Genomic DNA, 16,714 nt, shown 5'->3' with positions numbered 1-16,714 from the left:
TCGCAATCCACACCAGGCCAGAAGGCCCTCACCCATTTCAAGATCCCTCAGCCGAGACCTGCGTCACCAACCTCCATGGACAGAACACCTAGGGCTTGCCTTTGGATCAGGCCGGGCTCGCGGGGCCGAACGACAGGCCCTAGCGTCTCCACGGCGGGAAGGCGGACAATGCGGGCATGGGGCAACGCCTCGACGATGTGAGCGCACCCGCTCGGCTGGCCGGGCCGGAAGAAGGCATCAGCCAGGAGGAGCTGGCTCTTGCCGCTCGGAATCATGGGATGCCGTTGGAGGCGCTGCGGTACGACGTGACGCCCTCGGGGCTCCACTATGTGCTGACGCACTACGACATCCCGTATGGCGAAGCGGGGGCATGGCGGCTCGTCGTCAGGGGCGGGGTGCGGCAGCCCCTGGTGCTCGGGATGGATGAGCTGAGGGCGTATCCCGCGGTCACACAGAGGGTGACACTGGAGTGTGCGGGCAATGGGCGGGCCCTGTTGACGCCCCGGCCGGTGAGTCAGCCGTGGCTGGTGGAGGCGGTCGGTACGGCGGAGTGGACCGGTGTGCCGTTGCGGGTGCTGCTCACCGAGGCCGGGGTCGAACCCGGGGCAGTGGAAGTGGTGTTCACCGGCGCCGATCATGGGGTCGAGCGCGGTGTCGAGCAGGACTACCAGCGGGCCCTTGCGCTCGACGTGGCCATGGGCGACGCCCCCGAGGTCCTTGTGGCGTACGAGATGAACGGCGGCCCGTTGCCACCGCAGCACGGACATCCGGTCCGGCTGGTGGTGCCCGGCTGGTACGGCATGGCGCATGTGAAGTGGCTGCGCGAGATCAGGGTGACGGACGCGCCGTTCACGGGATTCCAGCAGGCCATGGCCTACCGGCTTCGGCAGGACGCCGGGGACAAGGGCGAACCGGTCACCCGGATCGCCCCGCGCGCCCTGCTGATCCCGCCCGGATTCCCGGACTTCATGTCCAGGACGCGGGTGGTCCGCCCGGGTGTCGTGGCGCTGGAGGGACGGGCCTGGTCGGGGCGCGCGCCGGTGACCGGGGTCGAGGTCAGCACGGACGAGGGGCGCTCCTGGTACGCGGCCGACCTGGACGGGGGCGATGACCACCGCTGGGCCTGGCGGCCCTGGCGCTTCGCCTGGACAGCGACCCCAGGCCCTCATGTGCTCAGCGCACGGGCCACCGACGCCGAGGGCCACACCCAGCCGCTGGACCAGCCGTGGAACCGGGGCGGTTTCGCGAACAACCTCGTCCAGCGGGTCCCGGTGCTCTGCCTGGACTCCGAGGACTCCGAGGGCGCCGGGTGAGAGGGCGGCCGGAGCCCCGGCCGCCCTCGGCTGTCCATCAGTTGAACGGGTCCAGCGTGACGTACGCCTGTTGCGGATTGCCGTCGTGGACGAGCGACTCGTGGTTCCCGACGTCGTCGAAGGCGAACGCGTAGGCCTTCCCGTCGGCCATCTGCGCATGGATTTTGCGGGCGTAGTGGTTGGTCACCGTGTCTTGGTAGAAGTTCGCCGAGCCGGTGTCCGGCTGGTTGGGGTTGACCAGGAGCGTGGAGCGGTTGAAGCCCGCGCACAGGGTGCGTGAAATGGGGCCCCGCACCAGATCGTTGGGCGCGTCGAGCCGCTTGTAGCAGCCGAAGATGCTGTCGGAGTCGGGCTTCTGGAAGCTGGTGACCACGGCCCCGGCACTGTTGGTGAAGTTCATGACGCCACCGGAGACCCGGCCGAAGTACTTCGTGTTCGGCTGGTCGGCGAAGGGCGTCACCGTCAGCGTCGACGAACTGTACTTCTGCCACACCCGGTTGACGTAGTCGTCCATGACCGTGCTCGGCAGCGCGCCCGCCTCGATGCCATGACCAGGGGCGAGGGCCCGCAGCACGGTGCCGTCGGATCGGGTCTGGATCAGATTGGCCCAGCCGCCGGGCTGACCCCGAAGGGCGTTGAAGAAGCCGTTGTAGCCACCCGCCTTGAGATGACCGGTGTTCTTCGTCGTGCCGTCGGCGAGCTGGACTCCGACGGCGTAAGGCGCCGAGAACATGTCGACCTGTGTGCTGTTGATCCACAGACCGGAGTCATTGAGCGTGTACTCGGACCAGTTGAAGAGGATGTTGCGGTTGGGGTCGCTCGGGTTCTGCACGGCCGGCTGTACGAGACCGCCGGTCGTCAGCCGGAAGTCGAGCTTCTGCCCGTACGAGAAGTAGATCCGTCCGGAGAACTTGGGGATCCGGATCGTCTTGGACTGCCCGTTGGCCGGTCCCACGATCGACGCGTCGGGCGCGGGCGTCGGCGGGTTGCCGCCCGCGGGCCAGGCGTGGAATGTGCCGTTCGCGTCGGCCCAGCCCTGCCGGCCCGTCGACAGCAGCGTTCCGAGGTCGTAGATATAAACCGGGTCGCTGCGGCCGGAGTTGTTCGTGAACTTCAGCGGGATGGTCCCGGGGACGGTGGCCTCGGCCCGGGACGGGGTCCCGAACGTCAGCAGTGCCGTCGCGAGGGTGGCTGCGGCCACCGCCAACGCCCGCCATCTGATCTTCCTGGGCATCCTCTTCCTCCGTTCGACTCGTCCTGAGAGCGCTCTCAAAGTCTTCTCAGAGTTGCGCCCGGTGGCGTACATGTCAACGATCCGGACGGGATTGGTCTGGTCCAATCGTGCTCGGGTCGGCGGCGGGTGGCCGCCGACGGGGAGCGGCTTTCGCATGCGCCCCAACGGCCGTCTTCCGGTGAGGGGTTGACCGTGGAAGTCTCGCACTGGTTCAGTGGATCAGCCACTCATCCACTTGCCCGGAGGGGAGAACCGTGGAGGCACTGCCCCGCGAGACCATCGTGGACGTCCTCGAGGACCGGCTGCGTACGGACATACTCGACGGCCGTCATCCAGCGGGGAGTTATCTACCCCCGGAGCGCCAACTCGCCGATGGCTACGGAGTCACCCGCACCACCCTCAAGCACGCCTTCGGCCGACTCGTCCAGGCGGGCCTGCTCGAAACCCGGCACGGGGTCGGGACCAGGGTGCGCGACTACGCACGCCTGGGCGGGGCGGACCTGCTGCCCATGCTCGTGCGGCACGACGCGAAATGGGTCCACGAGATCTTCGAAGTGCGGCGCGGCGTCGGCGCGTTGATCGCCGAGCGGGCCGCGTCGAGGGCCACCCGCAAGCAGTGCGCGGAACTCCATGTGCTGCTGGAAGCCGTACGGGAGGCCGACGGCGCCGACGCGGTGCAGCTGGCCGACGTCGAGGTGCACCGCGCACTCGCCCGGGCCACCGGCAACCGCGTCTACGTCCTGCTGACGAACACGCTCTTCAACGCCTACCTGCCCGTCCGCTCCCTGCTCAAGGGGCCCTTCACCGACCCGGCGGCGGCGCACGAAAGGCTGGCGCCGGTGGTCGCGGCCGTGACGGCCCAGGACACCCGGCAGGCGCACGCGGCGGCCGACGCCTATCTGCGGGACACCGAGCGCATCATGCTGGAGGGTCTCGCATGAGGGGCACGGCGTTCACGGAGACGATGCTCGGCACGGTCCGGCTCGACGCCGAGACACGGGAGCGCCGCATACGCCTCGACCTGCGCGCCGAAGCCGAAGCCGTACTGCGCCCGCACCGCACGACGCCGGCACGCTTGACCGGCCGGGTGCGGATCTCCGGGTTCGCCGACGACCCGCGCGCCGACGGCGACTTGGAGGTGTCGCCGCTCGCACGACGCCGCATCCGCTATCAACTCGCCTTCACCGCCGACGGCCGTCGCCTCACCCTGGACGGCTGGAAGTCCGTAGCCGCGCGCCGGCCGGTCGAGTCGATGACCGTTCTGCCGTTCACGCTGTACGAGGGCGACGCGCGGGTCGGCGAAGGAGTGCTCCGCTTCCCGCTGGCGACCGGCCTCGCGCCGTTCCTCCTCAGCTTCCGCTTCCCGCGCCGTGAGAGCGGCGCGGAGCACTTCCCACCGCGCTGGAACGGCGCACCGGGCCGCACCGAGGTCTGGTACACCACGCTGACCGATCCGGCGAGCGGCACCGGCGTCTGGCTGCACCACGAAGTGACCGCGCCCGCCGACGGATCCGAGCCGTTCGCCCACGGATGGGTCGCGGCGTTTCCGCGCGAGGGCGTGGTGCGGCACGCCCGCTTCGGGCCCGTTCCCTGGACCCGGCCCACGGACGGCTTCGCGGGAGACAACGTCACGGCCACCCCAGGTCAACTGGCGGGAAGCGCCGACGACTTCCACTGGAAGCTCACCGAACGCCCCCAAGGGACGCCGCTGTTCACCTTCCCGCGTTGGTCCTGGCGCCGGCCGCTGCTGCCCGCCGCCCAGATGCTCCCGGCCGCGCGGGCCACGTACGAGGGCGAATTCACCTACGGTGAACAGGCCTTGACCCTGCGCGGCGCACCCGGCGCCTCGGCCCGCATCTACGGGCACGGCAACGCACACCGGTGGACCTGGCTGCACGCGGAGCTGGGCGGCGGCGACGTCCTGGAGATCGTGGCGGCCGTCTCCACCCGGCCGGGCCTGCGGCGGCTTCCTCCACTGGTCTTCCTGCGCCTGCGCCGCCGAGGCCGGACCTGGCCGCGCCGTGCGGAACGGTCGGCGATCGGCTGGCTGGGCCTGGGACGATTCCGGGCCGCGTTCGGGCTGCCCAGGTGGACGGTGACCGGCCGGACGGCACTGCGCCGCATCCGCGTCGAGGTCCACCAGCCCGCCGAGCGAACCCTCACCCTGGAGTACCGCGACCCGGACGGAGCCCGCGCCGTGTGCCGCAACAGCGAGTCCGCCGACGCCCACATCGTGCTGGAACGCTGGTGGGGCCGCTGGCGCCCGGAGGCCTCCTGGCTTCTGGACGGCACCGCGCACGCCGAGGCGGGCGAACGGTGACCGCCCACGGGTTCGTCGCGGCGCTGCTGGCCGACGCGGGCGACGAGGACTGGCCGTCCCGCGTGCCGAACCGGCTCGACGCCGTGCTCGCCGCGCTGCCCCGGCCCGCCCGGGCCGGGGTGCACACCGCCGTCGCGGCCGTGGAGACGTACGCCGTCCTGCGTACCGGCAGACGCCTGGTGGCACTCCGCCCCGACGAACGCGAGAGCGTGCTCGGCTCCCTGGCCGCACGACCCCGGCTCGTCCCGCTGCTCGACCTGCTCAAGGTGCCCGTGATGCTCGCGGCGGGCACCGAGAGGATGCCGGCCGCGCCCCTTCCTGTGCAGGCTCCGCAGGACCCGCCCCTCGACTGCACTCCCGCGCAGGAGTGGCCCACACGCTCCACCGCCGACGTGGTGGTCGTCGGATCCGGCGCGGGCGGCGCCGTCGCCGCCCGGACGTTCGCGCTCGCCGGGCTGAGCGTGATCGTCCTGGAGGAGGGCGAACACCACTCGACGGCGTCCTTCGGCCGCCGGGCGCCGCTCGACAGATTCACCGAGCTGTACCGGGACGGCGGCGCCACGGTGGCCGTCGGGAACCCACCGCTCCTGCTACCGGTCGGCCGCGCCGTCGGCGGCACCACCGTGGTCAACTCCGGTACTTGCTACCGGACTCCGGATCATGTGCTGGCCCGGTGGAGTCAGGAGTACGGGTTCGGGCTCGCCGAGAGCCTCGGGCCCCGACTCGACGAGATCGAGCGCACCCTGCGCGTGGCCGCCCAGCCGCTCGACGTGCTGGGCAACAACGGGCGGCTCGCCCTCGCGGGGGCCGACCGGCTCGGCTGGCGGGCCGGACCACTGCGCCGCAACGCGCCCGGCTGCAAGGGCTCGTGCCAGTGCGTGGTCGGCTGTCCCAGCGGCGCCAAGCAGAGCGTGCAGCTGTCCGTGCTGCCGGACGCGTGCGCCGCGGGAGCCCGGATCGTCACGGGTGCGCGGGTCCGCCGCATCCTGCTGGACCACGACGCACCGGGAATGCCGCGCGCCGCCGGAGTACAGGCGCGCCGGCCCGACGGCAGCGAACTGGAGATCCTCGCCCCGCTCGTCGTGACGGCAGCCGGAGCGCTGCAGACACCGCCCCTGCTGCGCCGCTCGGGCCTCGGCGGACATCCACGCCTGGGCCGCAACCTGAGCGTGCACCCGGCCACGAGCGTCGCGGGACGCTTCGCCGAGCCGGTCACCGCCTGGCAGGGCGTGCTGCAGAGCGTCGGAGTCGAGGAACTGCACGCCCGCGGCGTCCTCATCGAGGCGACCGCGAGTCCGCCCGGCATGGGAAGTTTCGTCCTCCCCGGCCTGGGCCGCGAGCTGCGGCGCGAGCTGGAGGACACGGAGCACCTTGCGACCCTCGGCGCCATGATCGCCGACCGGCCCTCCGGCCGGGTCCAGGGCCGGGAGCGCACCCTCGTCCGCTACGACCTGGACCCCGGTGACGGCGACCGGCTGATGACGGCCGTACGGGCGATGGGCAGGCTGCTCTTGGCGGCGGGTGCCGAGGAGGTCCTCACCGGCGTCCCGCTCGCCCCGCGCGCCCGCTCGCTCGACGAACTCGACGCACTGCTCACCTCGGTGAACGCCCGGAACCTGCACCTCTCGGCCTTCCACCCGACCGGCACGGCGGCAGCGGGCGCCGATACGCAGCGGGCACCGACCGACCCGGAGGGCAGGCTACGCGGCGTTCGCGGAGTCCTGATCGCGGACGGTTCGGTGCTGCCCGGCTGCCCCGAGGTCAACCCGCAGCTGAGCATCATGGCGGCCGCCCTGGCGATCGCGGAGACCTGCCTCGACAGGGAGGGCGGCCCGGCCGCACGCTGAGTCACTCAGATGCTCCGCGCCGTTCGCGCACCCCGGAACCGGCGCGGAGCATGAGGGGAGTCCCGTACGCCAGGAAGAGGACGAGCCCTCATGAGCACACGCATTTCCGACGGCCGAGACCGATCGAGCCGACCACGCTGGTTCGCCGTTCTCCTGGCCATGGTCGTGTGCGGGGCCGTACTGGTCTCGTGCAGCACGGGCAACAACAACCAGAGCGGCGCCTCCCCCGTCAGCCCGCGCCCGACTCCGCCGAACACGTCCAACTTCACCGGCACACCGCCGTCGGCCCTGTCCTCGGCCGCCTCCTCGATCATCGGCTCGGCGCGCGCCTCGGCGTCGGCTGCGGCATCTTCCGCCTCCGCCGCGGCATCGGCGTTCGAGGCGTCGGTCTCGGCCGATACGGCGCGCGCCTCCGCGGCCGCGGAGAAGGAGCTGAAGGACGTGAAGGGCAGCGGCAACGCGCTGTCCGAAGTCGGCATGACCGGCCTGCCCAGGGCAGAGACCGGCGGGCTGCTCGCCGTGCTCGTCACGATCACCAACAAGACCGACCACAAGGCGTCGTACGCCGTGCAGATCGACTTCAAGAATTCCGATGGCAAGGTCGTGGAGACCAGGTTCGTCGGAGCGCAGAACCTCGAACCGGGGAAGCGGGCCCAGCCCATTGCCATCAGCAGGCAGCCGACCGAACCCGTATTGACCCCCCGGCTGACCAAGGCACAGCGCTACTGACGCCGTCGGCGCCCCGCGCGCCCGCGCATAGGCCGCCCGCCCGCGCCCCGGGTCGCGGCCGCGCTCCCGTTCGGCGGAGCATGAGGCCATGGGCGCGGCCCGTGGACAGGCAGGCAGGGCCACCAGTCGTGTACGGGGCATCCGCGTGGTGGCCCGGGTGCCGGCCGTGCTGTGCATCGTGATCGTGACGGCTGCGGCCACCGCGCGCAGCACCGTGCTCAGCGCGGGTCTCTACCGCTCCGCCCTCGACGACGAGCACGCCTACGACCGGCTGTACGACCGGGTGCTCGTCGACCCGGCGATCGCCCCGGTCACGCGCGATCTGCTCGGCCGGCTGCTGGGCCCGGAGGCGGCGATCACGTCCAAGACGTGACGACGTGCCGCGCCGCGTCCACGTGTGCGAGCGGGGCGCGGCCGCCCGGTCAACTTCGTCGCCGTGGACTACACGACGATCGGGGACAAGCGGGGCGCGGTGGACGCGCCCAATGCCGAGCGGGCGCGCGGGCGTTGAGCGGCCTCAGACGTCTCCTTCACGTACCAGGTGCACCGCCGTGCTCGCCCAGTCGCCCGGCGGCAGGTCGAGCTGGAGCCCGTACTCGCCGAGCACGGTGGCGTGATGGACGGTGCCGGTGCGGGTGTCGCGGTAGCGGGAACCCGGGGTGAGGGCGCGCAGGCGGACCGGTGGCCGGGGCGCGCCGTGGCGGGTGGCACGACGGTACGCGAGAAGGAGGGCTTCGGAGGCGTCCGGTGCCGTGTACTGCACCACTGAGACGGAGTCCTCGGCAGGCGCCGACAGGCGGTCCAGCCCGCCGTGCTGCACGAGATGGCGCACCTTCTTGTACTCGGCCACCAGTGCGGCTGCCTCCCGCAGTTCCTCCTCGGACCAGCGCGTGAGATCGCCCCCGATGCCGAGCGCTCCGGCCATCGCGACATGGAAGCGGAAGCGCAGCGGGACCGTGCGGCCGGTGAGCTGGTTGGGTACGTCCGTGACCCACGAGCCCATGGTGCGCGCGGGATAGACCTGGCCGTAGCCGTGCTGGATCCACATGCGGTCGGCGGCGTCGGTGTTGTCCGACGCCCACGCCTGGTCCGTACGGGACAGGATGCCCAGGTCGACCCGGCCGCCCCCACCACTGCACGACTCGATCCGCAGCTTCGGGTGGTCGGCGCGGAGACGGTCGACGACGTCGTAGAGATGGCGCACGTACTGCTGTCCGAGACGGTCGGTGCCGTCCTGCCGGTCCGGCCACCCGGCCTCGCTGAACGCCCGGTTCATGTCCCACTTGAGGAAGTCGATGCCGTGGTCGCCGACCAGTCGGGTCAGCCAGTCGTGGGCCCAGTCGGCGACGTCGCGGCGGGCGAAGTTGAGGACGAGCTGGTTGCGCAGCTCGGAGCGGGGGCGGCCCGGGAAGTGGAGGACCCAGTCCGGGTGTTGGCGGTAGAGGTCGCTGTCCGGGTTCACCATCTCGGGCTCCACCCACAGGCCGAAGCCCATCCCGAGTCGGTGCACCGTCTCGACCAGCGGTGCCAGCCCCTCGGGGAAGCGGTCGGGGGCGGGCGTCCAGTCACCGAGGCCGGCCCGGTCGCTGCGGCGCGCCCCGAACCAGCCGTCGTCGACGACGTACAGCTCGACCCCGAGTTCCGCCGCGCGTTCGGCGAGCGCCTTCTGGCCGACCTCGTCGACGTCGAAACCCGTGGCCTCCCAGGAGTTGTAGAGCACCGGCGCGAGCTCATCCGGGTGCGGCAGGACATGGGCCAGGGCGTACGCGTGCCAGGCACGACTGGCCGCCCCGAAACCACCGTCGGTGCACAGGCCCGCGAACGGGGGAGAGGTGAACTCCTCGCCGGGCGACAGCGGCACGGTCGTACCGTCGTGGCCCACGCCTGCGGTGAATCCCGCCCGGCCGTCCGGGGTGCGCTGTGCGGTGATCCGCCAACTCCCACTCCACGCGAGGGCGGCGCTCCACACCCGGCCGTGCTCCTCCGTCGCCTCGCCCGAGTCCAGCATCACCCAGGGGTTCGCGTGATGGCTGGTGATCCCACGGCGACTCGTCAACACGGTCTCGCCGTACGGGAGTTGGCTGCGTCGCAGTTGGCTCTCGGCGGACCACTGCCCGGTGACATGGCTGAGCCGGTAGTTCCGTAGCGGGGGAAGGGTCCACGCCGCGGAGTCGGTGCGCAGCAGGGTGACGGGCTCTTCGCCGGCGTTGCGCACGACGGTCCATCGCTCGATGACGTCCGTGTCGCCCCGTACGCGGTAGTGGAGTGCCACGTGCAGGGGGTAGCGGCGGTCGCGGAATGCCAGTTCCAGCTCGCCTTCGTCCACACGATGGCCGGTCGGCTGCCACTCGAAGGCGCGGGAACCGTCCGCGAATCGGACTTGCAGCGACGGCGGTCCGTAGCGCGTCCCGCCGTCCACGGGAAGTTCCTCCCCGACGGGGGGTCTTCCCTCGAAGCTGCTGGTCGAGGCGGTCTGGGGCACGGCGAGTTCCTCGGCCTCCGCGAGCGTCAGGCGTGGGCCCCAGGCGAGGTGGCAGGGCGCGCCTGTCTCGTCGACGCGCAGCGCGTACGACGTGTGGGGTGTGGCCAGCAGCCAGACCCCGGTGTCCGGGGCGAAGGAGATCATCGACAGGGATCCTCACGTTCCTGTAGTGCGACGAGATGCACGAAAGCCAACCGTGACCTTCGATCACATGTCAACACTGCGCTTGTATCTGCCATTTGCAGGCAGCATGCCCATCAAGAAGTGCCCTCAAGATAATCCTGCTTCTTTCATTGACAGCAGAAAATAAGGGACTTAGGTTCCGGCCATGCGCTCGACCTCTCGTACCGAGGCGTTCCCGGCCCACACGCCGGCCGCCTCCCAGATCTTCACCACCGTGCTGTCGCACGGCCCGCTCACCCGCTCGGAGATCGCCGCACGGACGCGGCTGTCGGCGGCGGCGGTCACCAAGGCGGTGCGGCCGCTGATCGAGGCCGGCTACCTCCTGGAGGACGTCGACGAGGACGCCCGGCAGTCGTCCCTCGGGCGGCCCGCCAACCCGGTGCTGGTCGACGGAGGCCGGGCGCTGTTCATCGGCGTCAAGATGACGGGCGATGAACTGATCGCCGTGCTCACGGACTTGTGCTGCCGCATCAGGGTGGCCCGGCATGTGCCGCTCACCACCCACGACCCCAAGGCGGTGCTGGCCTCGACAGCCGCCCTCGTCCAGGAGCTGATGACCGAGGCCGACGGGTTCGGAGTGCCGGTCCAGGGACTGGGCATCGCGGTGTCCGGCGACGTGGACCGCGCGGCCGGCGTGGTGCGCTACTCGCCGTTCCTGGAGTGGCGCGACGTTCCGCTCGCCGAACTGGCCGCGATGACCACGGGGTTGCCGGTCACCGTCGACAACGACGTCAGGGCGCTGACCGTCGCCGAGCAGTGGTTCGGCGCCGGAGTGGGCCTGTCCGACTTCGCCGTGGTGACCGTCGGCGCGGGCATCGGCTGCGGCCTGGTGGTGCACGGTCAGGTCGTGTCGGGCGCGCACGGCGTGGCCGGCGAGATCGGGCACGTCGCCATCGAGCCCGCCGGTCCCCTCTGCCACTGCGGCAACCGCGGCTGTGTCGAGGCGATCGCCGCGGACTCGGCGATCGTCGGCAAGGTCCGGGAGGTGACCGGCGTCCAAGTCGCCGACGCCGCGGCGGCCTTGGACCTGGCCCACGACGGCCACCCCGGAGCGCGGGAGGTGTACGCGCGGGCGGGGGAGGCGATCGGGCGCGGCATTGCGACCGTGGCCAACCTGCTCGGCCCCGAGCGAGTGATCATCTCCGGCGAGGGCCTGGCCGCCTACGACCTGTTCGCCGAGCAGATCCGTGACGCGTTCGCCGCGGCCGCCTTCGGATCGGCCGCACGGTGCGACGTACAGACCCGCCCGCTGCCCTTCGAGGAGTGGGCGCGCGGGGCCGCGGCCACCGCGATCCAGTCCTTCATCAGATCAGACACGTACTAGCACGCACGAGGAGTAACGATGACGCAGCAGAGCCGCCATCACCTGGCTGCGCGTGGCCCGGGCCGGCGCGGCGTGGTGGGTGCGCTGTTCGGACTCGGTGCCGCCGCACTGGGGGCACCCGTCCTGAGTGCCTGCGGCAGCGGGGCGGGCGCCGACCCGAAGACGGTGACCTTCGGATCCAACGGCGCCGACGCCACCCCCAAGAAGGCCTACGCCGCCGTGACCGGGGCGTTCGCCAAGGACAGCGGACTGAAGGTGAAGACGAACACCGTCGACCACGACACCTTCCAGAAGAGCATCTCCACCTATCTGCAGGGCACCCCGGACGACGTCTTCACCTGGTTCGCGGGCTACCGCATGCAGTACTTCGCCAAGAAGAATCTGTGCAGCCCCCTGGACGACGTGTGGGACAAGATCGGCGCGGGCTTCAGCGACGCCACCAAGCAGCTCTCACGGGGCGAGGACGGCAAGTACTACTTCGTACCGCTGTACAACTACCCGTGGGCCGTCTTCTACCGCAAGAGCCTCTTCAAGGAGCGCGGCTACCAAGTCCCACAGAAGTGGAGCGAGTTCATCGCGCTCGCCAAGCAGATGAAGAAGGACGGCCTCGCCCCGGTCGCCTCCGGCTACGGCGGCGGCGACAGCTGGAGCATCCTCGGCGCCTTCGACTACCTCGACCTGCGGGCCAACGGCTACGACTTCCACATGTCCCTGATGCGCGGCAAGGTCTCGTGGACCGACAAGCGCACCGTCGCGATCCTCGACCTGTGGCGTGAGCTGACCCCCTACTACCAGCCGAGCGCCGGCGGCCGTTCCTGGCAGGACGCAGCCCAGTCCCTGCTGGACAAGAAGTCCGGCATGGCCGTCATCGGACTCTTCCTCGGCCAGCAGATCACCGACGAGACGATACGCGCCGACATCGACTTCTTCCCCTTCCCCGAGATCGACGCCACCCACGGCCAGGACGCCGTCGAGGCACCCACCGACGGCTTCATGCTCAGCCGCAGGCCCAAGAACGAGGACGGCGCCAAGAAGCTCCTCGAATTCCTCGGCGGTGCCCATGCCGAAGAGCTGTACATGGGCGTCGACCCGAGCAACCTCGCCGTCAACGAGCAGGCCAAGACGGACTCGTACAACGCACTCCAGAAGAAGTCCGCCGAACTCATCGCCTCCGCCAAGCACATCAGCCAGTTCGCGGACCGCGACAGCGACCCCGGCTTCATCTCCACCGTCGTCCTGCCGGGCCTGACCGAATGGCTCGGCCACCCCGACGACGGCTCCGGCACGCTGAAGAAGATCGAGTCCCAGCGCTCGCGTTTCTTCACAGCCTGACCTGGACCGGAAAGGCCGCACTCACCGTGTCCTCCGCCACACCCCGGACTCGCCCGCGCCGCCTCGGCCCCGGTGACCGGATCTTCCTCACCGTGATCATCGGTATCCCACTCGCCGCCCTGCTCTTCTTCGTCTGGCTGCCCGCACTGGCCTCCCTGGGGCTGTCCTTCACCACTTGGGACGGCATCGAACTGGCCGACATCCACTGGATCGGCCTGGACAACTACAAGGAGATCTTCACCAACTACCCGCCGTTCTGGCCCGCGGTGCGGCACAACGTGATCTGGCTGCTGTTCACGGCCCTGCTGCCGACGCCGTTCGGCATCTTCCTCGCCTACCAGCTCGACCGGAAGATCCGCTTCACCAGGATCTACCAGACCGCGATCTTCCTGCCGATGGTGCTCTCCCTGGCCGTCGTCGGCTTCATCTGGGAGATCATCTACAACCCGGACACCGGACTCCTCAACGGCATCCTCAGCGCGGCCGGTTCGGGCCACCACATCGACTGGCTCGGCAACCCCGACCTCAACCTGTGGGCCGTCCTTGTCGCCTCCGGCTGGCGGCACACCGGATACATCATGATCCTCTACCTGGCAGGGCTGAAGGGCTTCGACCCGGCGCTGAAGGAAGCCGCCGCGCTCGACGGCGCCAACGGCCGCCAGACCTTCCTGCGCGTGGTCTTCCCGGCCCTGAAACCGGTCAACATCATCATCCTCGTCGTCACGGTCATGGAGTCCCTGCGGGCCTTCGACATCGTGTACGTCCTGGGCGGCGGTGTCGGCAGCAAGCCCGGCATGGAGCTGCTGTCCCTCCTCATCACCGACAACATCATCGGCGAGTCCAGTCACATCGGCTACGGCTCCGCCCTCGCGGTCGTCTTGCTCCTGGTCTCCCTGGCCGCCATCGGGACCTTCCTCGTCCAGACCTTCCGCAAGGAGGACCAGTGACCACCACGGTGACGCGGCCCGCCTCCCGGGTGCGTGAGTCCCCGGCGCGGAACACCCCTTCGACATCCCGACGCCAGACCGGCCGCCATCTGATGCTCGCCGGCATCGCCCTGCTCTGGCTCGTCCCGCTCCTGTGGGCCGTGTACACCTCGCTGCGCCCCTACTCGGACACGGCCAAGCACGGCTATCTGTCCTGGCCGCGCAGCCTGAGCCTCGGCAACTTCACGGACGCCTGGAACCAGTCCGGGATGCCGCACTTCTTCTGGAATTCCGTTCTCATCGCCGTCCCTTCGGTCCTCGGCACCCTGCTGTTCTCGGCCGCCGTCGCCTTCTTCGTCTCGCGCTTCGACTTCCGCTGGAACATCGTCCTGCTGATGCTCTTCACCGCGGGCAACCTGCTCCCGGCGCAGGTCCTCATCACCCCCCTCTACCGGCTCTACCTGCTCATCCCGCTACCGCAGTGGATGAGCGACTCGCTCCTCCTCTACAACTCGGCCTGGGGCATCATCGCGATTCACATCGCCTACCAGTGCGGGTTCTGCACCTTCGTCCTCAGCAACTACATGAAGACGATCCCCAAGGAGATCTCCGAGGCGGCACTCGTCGACGGAGCCCCCGTCTGGCGGCAGTTCTTCCAGATCATCCTGCCGCTGTGCCGCCCGGCGTTCGCCGCCCTCGCGACGCTCGAATCGATCTGGATCTACAACGACTTCTTCTGGCCGCTCGCGCTGATCGAGAGCGGCGACAAGCGCCCCATCACCTCCGCCCTGGCCAACCTCCAGGGTGCGTACTTCACCAATCCCAACCTCATCGCGGCCGGTGCCTTGATGACCGCGATCCCCACGCTGCTGGTGTACTTCGCGCTCCAGCGCCAGTTCATCAGCGGACTCACCATCGGCTCGGGCAAGGGCTGAGCCGCCGGAAAGCCCCAGCACGAACCGCCCCCGCCCCTTCACCGCCCCCGCTGACACCGTCCCAGGAGGTCCGACCCATGCGGTCATCCTCGTACTTCGCCATGCCCGGAGCCGCCCCGCGCTCCGGCCGCCGCCCCATAAGAGGCGTCCTCGTCCTCGCCCTCACCGCGGGCCTCGCGACGGCCGTCCCGTCCGCACAGGCCGACACCCACGCCCCGGCCGTTCAGGCCGACACCGCTTCGATCGCCGCCAAGCCGTACATGGGCTGGTCGAGTTGGAGCATGCAGTCGTCGAAGTACCCGGGCCTCAACCCGGACGGCGACTACAGCTACCTCACCGAGGCGAATGTCCTCAAGCAGACGGACGCCCTTGCCGCCAAGCTGAAGAACTATGGCTACGACCATGTCAACATCGACGCCGGCTGGTGGATGGACAAGAACTGGAAGACCGGGTTCGACCAGTACGGCCGGCAGACGCCGGACCCGGTCCGCTTTCCCCACGGCATGAAGTCGGTCGCCGACCACATCCACTCCAAGGGCCTCAAGGCCGGCATCTACCTGCCCGTCGGCCTGGAGAAGGGCGCGTACGGCGACGGCAAGGTGCCGATCTGGAACGCCGCCGGCTGCACCACCGCCGACGTCGTCTACTCGGACCTGCGCACCACCAACGGCTGGGACAACGCCTACAAGCTGAACTTCGACAACCCCTGCGCGCAGAAGTACATCGACTCGCAGGCGCAGCAGTTCGCCGACTGGGGCTACGACTTCCTCAAGCTGGACGGTGTGGGCCCGGGCTCGTTCAAGTCCGGTGACAACTACAACAACGTCCCCGATGTCGCCGCCTGGCAGCAGGCCATCGCCACCGCCGGTCGCCCGATCCACCTCGAACTCTCCTGGTCGCTGGACATCGGTCACGCCGCCGACTGGAAGAAGTACTCCAACGGCTGGCGCATCGACACCGATGTCGAGTGCTACTGCAACACCCTTGTCACCTGGGAGAACTCGGTCAACGACCGCTGGGACGACGCCCCTGCGTGGAGCGACAAGGCAGGCCCGGGCGGCTGGAACGACCTCGACGCCATCGATGTCGGCAACGGCGAGATGGACGGCCTCACCAAAGCCGAGCGGCAGAGCTACCTGACCCTGTGGGCCATCAACAAGTCGCCGCTGTTCACCGGTGACGACCTCACCAAGCTGGACAACTACGGCGTCTCCCTGCTCACCAACAAGGAGGTCATCGCCGTCGATCAGAACGACTCGCCCGTCGCGCGCCCGGTCACCCCGGTCGGCGACCAGCAGGTCTGGGGCACCAAGAACGCCGACGGCAGCTACACCGTCGCCCTGTTCAACCTCGGCGACTCGCCCGCCTCCGTCACCGCCCACTGGGCGTCCTTCGGCTTCACCGGCAATGCCTCCGTGCGCGACCTGTGGAACAAGGCGTACCTCGGGACCTACAAGAACGAGATCACCGAAGCCCTGCCGGCCCACGGCTCGCGGCTGTTCACGATCAAGCCCGGCGGCAGCACTCTGGCGACCACGAGCTACGAGGCCGAGGACGCGGCCAACACCCTGTCGGGCAACGCCTCCGTCGCCCGATGCGACGACTGCTCCGGCGGCAAGAAGGTCGGCAACCTCTACCTGGGCGGCAAGCTGCGCTTCAACGACGTCACGGTGAAGAAGGACGGGATCTACACCGTCAAGGTCGCCTACGTCAGCGGCGATCCCCGCTCGGTGACCGTCCTCTCCAACAGCGGTAACGGCACCAGCGAGAAGTTCCCTTCCACGGCGACTGGAGCACGGCCAAGACCGTGAGCGTCCAGCTGGCACTGAAGGCGGGCACCAACACCATCACCTTCGACAGCGGCGGAGGATACGCACCCGACATCGACAGGATCGTCGTTCCGCAGTCTCTCTGAGCCTGCTCAGCCCGTCCGACCCGCTCCCGCGGGGCCCGGTGACACGACCCGGGCCCCGCGGGGGGCCCGCCCCCCCCCCCCCCGCCCCCCACCCCCCCCCCCCCCCCACCGCCCCCCCCGCCCCCGCCCCCACCCCCCCCCCCCAGACGCAAGAGAAGTGGTCGAACCCCGGCA

At 70.0% G+C, this 16,714-nt stretch carries 12 protein-coding genes and 1 pseudogene; 11 read left to right on the top strand and 2 right to left on the bottom strand.

Translation table 11 applies throughout. The features are described 5' to 3' along the window. The first annotated feature begins 176 nt into the window (after positions 1-176). Positions 177-1,313 carry a sulfite oxidase gene (locus ACIBK0_RS50420; protein WP_399096812.1) on the top strand — a complete coding sequence of 379 codons (1,137 nt, stop codon included), beginning with the start codon at positions 177-179 and terminating at the stop codon, positions 1,311-1,313. Between the two features lie 37 nt (positions 1,314-1,350). On the opposite strand, the gene ACIBK0_RS50415 is transcribed toward ACIBK0_RS50420, so the two are convergent. Beyond that, positions 1,351-2,547 carry a glycoside hydrolase family 64 protein gene (locus tag ACIBK0_RS50415; RefSeq protein ID WP_399096809.1) on the bottom strand — a complete coding sequence of 399 codons (1,197 nt, stop codon included), beginning with the start codon at positions 2,545-2,547 and terminating at the stop codon, positions 1,351-1,353. Between the two features lie 254 nt (positions 2,548-2,801). On the opposite strand from ACIBK0_RS50415, the gene ACIBK0_RS50410 reads away from it, so the two are divergent. From ACIBK0_RS50410 to ACIBK0_RS50390, 5 genes are all read left to right on the top strand, one after another. Then, positions 2,802-3,488: a FadR/GntR family transcriptional regulator gene (locus tag ACIBK0_RS50410; protein ID WP_399096807.1), complete on the top strand. Its 687-nt coding sequence runs from the start codon at positions 2,802-2,804 to the stop codon at positions 3,486-3,488. Then, the gene (locus tag ACIBK0_RS50405) at positions 3,485-4,867 is read left to right on the top strand and encodes a hypothetical protein (protein WP_399096804.1); all 1,383 of its coding nucleotides are present in this window, start codon (positions 3,485-3,487) and stop codon (positions 4,865-4,867) included. Before ACIBK0_RS50410 ends, ACIBK0_RS50405 begins: the two co-directional genes overlap by 4 nt. Further along, positions 4,864-6,714: a GMC family oxidoreductase N-terminal domain-containing protein gene (locus tag ACIBK0_RS50400; protein ID WP_399096801.1), complete on the top strand. Its 1,851-nt coding sequence runs from the start codon at positions 4,864-4,866 to the stop codon at positions 6,712-6,714. The genes ACIBK0_RS50405 and ACIBK0_RS50400 overlap by 4 nt, the downstream gene beginning before the upstream one ends. Before the next feature lie 90 nt (positions 6,715-6,804). After that, on the top strand, positions 6,805-7,443 hold the full coding sequence (locus tag ACIBK0_RS50395; protein ID WP_399096798.1) for a hypothetical protein: 639 nt from the start codon (positions 6,805-6,807) through the stop codon (positions 7,441-7,443). Between the two features lie 88 nt (positions 7,444-7,531). Further along, the gene (locus tag ACIBK0_RS50390; protein WP_399096795.1) at positions 7,532-7,816 is read left to right on the top strand and encodes a hypothetical protein; all 285 of its coding nucleotides are present in this window, start codon (positions 7,532-7,534) and stop codon (positions 7,814-7,816) included. 144 nt (positions 7,817-7,960) lie between these two features. Here ACIBK0_RS50390 and ACIBK0_RS50385 read toward each other — a convergent pair whose 3' ends face one another. After that, complete coding sequence (locus ACIBK0_RS50385) at positions 7,961-10,069, bottom strand: alpha-galactosidase (RefSeq protein WP_399096792.1); 2,109 nt, start codon at positions 10,067-10,069, stop codon at positions 7,961-7,963. Between the two features lie 184 nt (positions 10,070-10,253). On the opposite strand from ACIBK0_RS50385, the gene ACIBK0_RS50380 reads away from it, so the two are divergent. The 5 genes and pseudogenes from ACIBK0_RS50380 to ACIBK0_RS50360 all read left to right on the top strand — a co-directional run bounded on the left by ACIBK0_RS50380 (position 10,254) and on the right by ACIBK0_RS50360 (position 16,540). After that, positions 10,254-11,432: an ROK family protein gene (locus ACIBK0_RS50380; protein ID WP_399096789.1), complete on the top strand. Its 1,179-nt coding sequence runs from the start codon at positions 10,254-10,256 to the stop codon at positions 11,430-11,432. A gap of 18 nt (positions 11,433-11,450) precedes the next feature. Continuing rightward, a complete protein-coding gene (locus tag ACIBK0_RS50375; RefSeq protein ID WP_399096786.1) occupies positions 11,451-12,764 on the top strand; it encodes an ABC transporter substrate-binding protein in 1,314 nt (437 codons plus the stop codon). Then, on the top strand, positions 12,761-13,711 hold the full coding sequence (locus tag ACIBK0_RS50370) for a carbohydrate ABC transporter permease (protein ID WP_399096815.1): 951 nt from the start codon (positions 12,761-12,763) through the stop codon (positions 13,709-13,711). The genes ACIBK0_RS50375 and ACIBK0_RS50370 overlap by 4 nt, the downstream gene beginning before the upstream one ends. After that, positions 13,708-14,625: a carbohydrate ABC transporter permease gene (locus ACIBK0_RS50365; protein ID WP_399096783.1), complete on the top strand. Its 918-nt coding sequence runs from the start codon at positions 13,708-13,710 to the stop codon at positions 14,623-14,625. The genes ACIBK0_RS50370 and ACIBK0_RS50365 overlap by 4 nt, the downstream gene beginning before the upstream one ends. A gap of 77 nt (positions 14,626-14,702) precedes the next feature. Next, positions 14,703-16,540 (top strand): annotated as a pseudogene (locus ACIBK0_RS50360) (alpha-galactosidase D). Positions 16,541-16,714 lie beyond the last annotated feature (174 nt).

Origin of the sequence: Streptomyces sp. NPDC050564, from assembly GCF_044457265.1 — a bacterium.
In the GTDB taxonomy this organism is placed as follows: Bacteria; Actinomycetota; Actinomycetes; order Streptomycetales; family Streptomycetaceae; genus Streptomyces.
Note: the sequence above shows the minus strand (reverse complement) of the source record. Positions and strands in the feature narration are given on the sequence as shown.

Excerpts from the sequence above, each read along its gene's own strand:
- ACIBK0_RS50420 (WP_399096812.1), top strand. The coding sequence starts at position 177 with ATGGGGCAACGCCTCGACGATGTGAGCGCACCCGCTCGGCTGGCCGGG.
- ACIBK0_RS50415 (WP_399096809.1), bottom strand. The coding sequence starts at position 2,547 with ATGCCCAGGAAGATCAGATGGCGGGCGTTGGCGGTGGCCGCAGCCACC.
- ACIBK0_RS50405 (WP_399096804.1), top strand. The coding sequence starts at position 3,485 with ATGAGGGGCACGGCGTTCACGGAGACGATGCTCGGCACGGTCCGGCTC.
- ACIBK0_RS50395 (WP_399096798.1), top strand. The coding sequence starts at position 6,805 with ATGAGCACACGCATTTCCGACGGCCGAGACCGATCGAGCCGACCACGC.
- ACIBK0_RS50390 (WP_399096795.1), top strand. The coding sequence starts at position 7,532 with ATGGGCGCGGCCCGTGGACAGGCAGGCAGGGCCACCAGTCGTGTACGG.
- ACIBK0_RS50385 (WP_399096792.1), bottom strand. The coding sequence starts at position 10,069 with ATGATCTCCTTCGCCCCGGACACCGGGGTCTGGCTGCTGGCCACACCC.
- ACIBK0_RS50380 (WP_399096789.1), top strand. The coding sequence starts at position 10,254 with ATGCGCTCGACCTCTCGTACCGAGGCGTTCCCGGCCCACACGCCGGCC.
- ACIBK0_RS50375 (WP_399096786.1), top strand. The coding sequence starts at position 11,451 with ATGACGCAGCAGAGCCGCCATCACCTGGCTGCGCGTGGCCCGGGCCGG.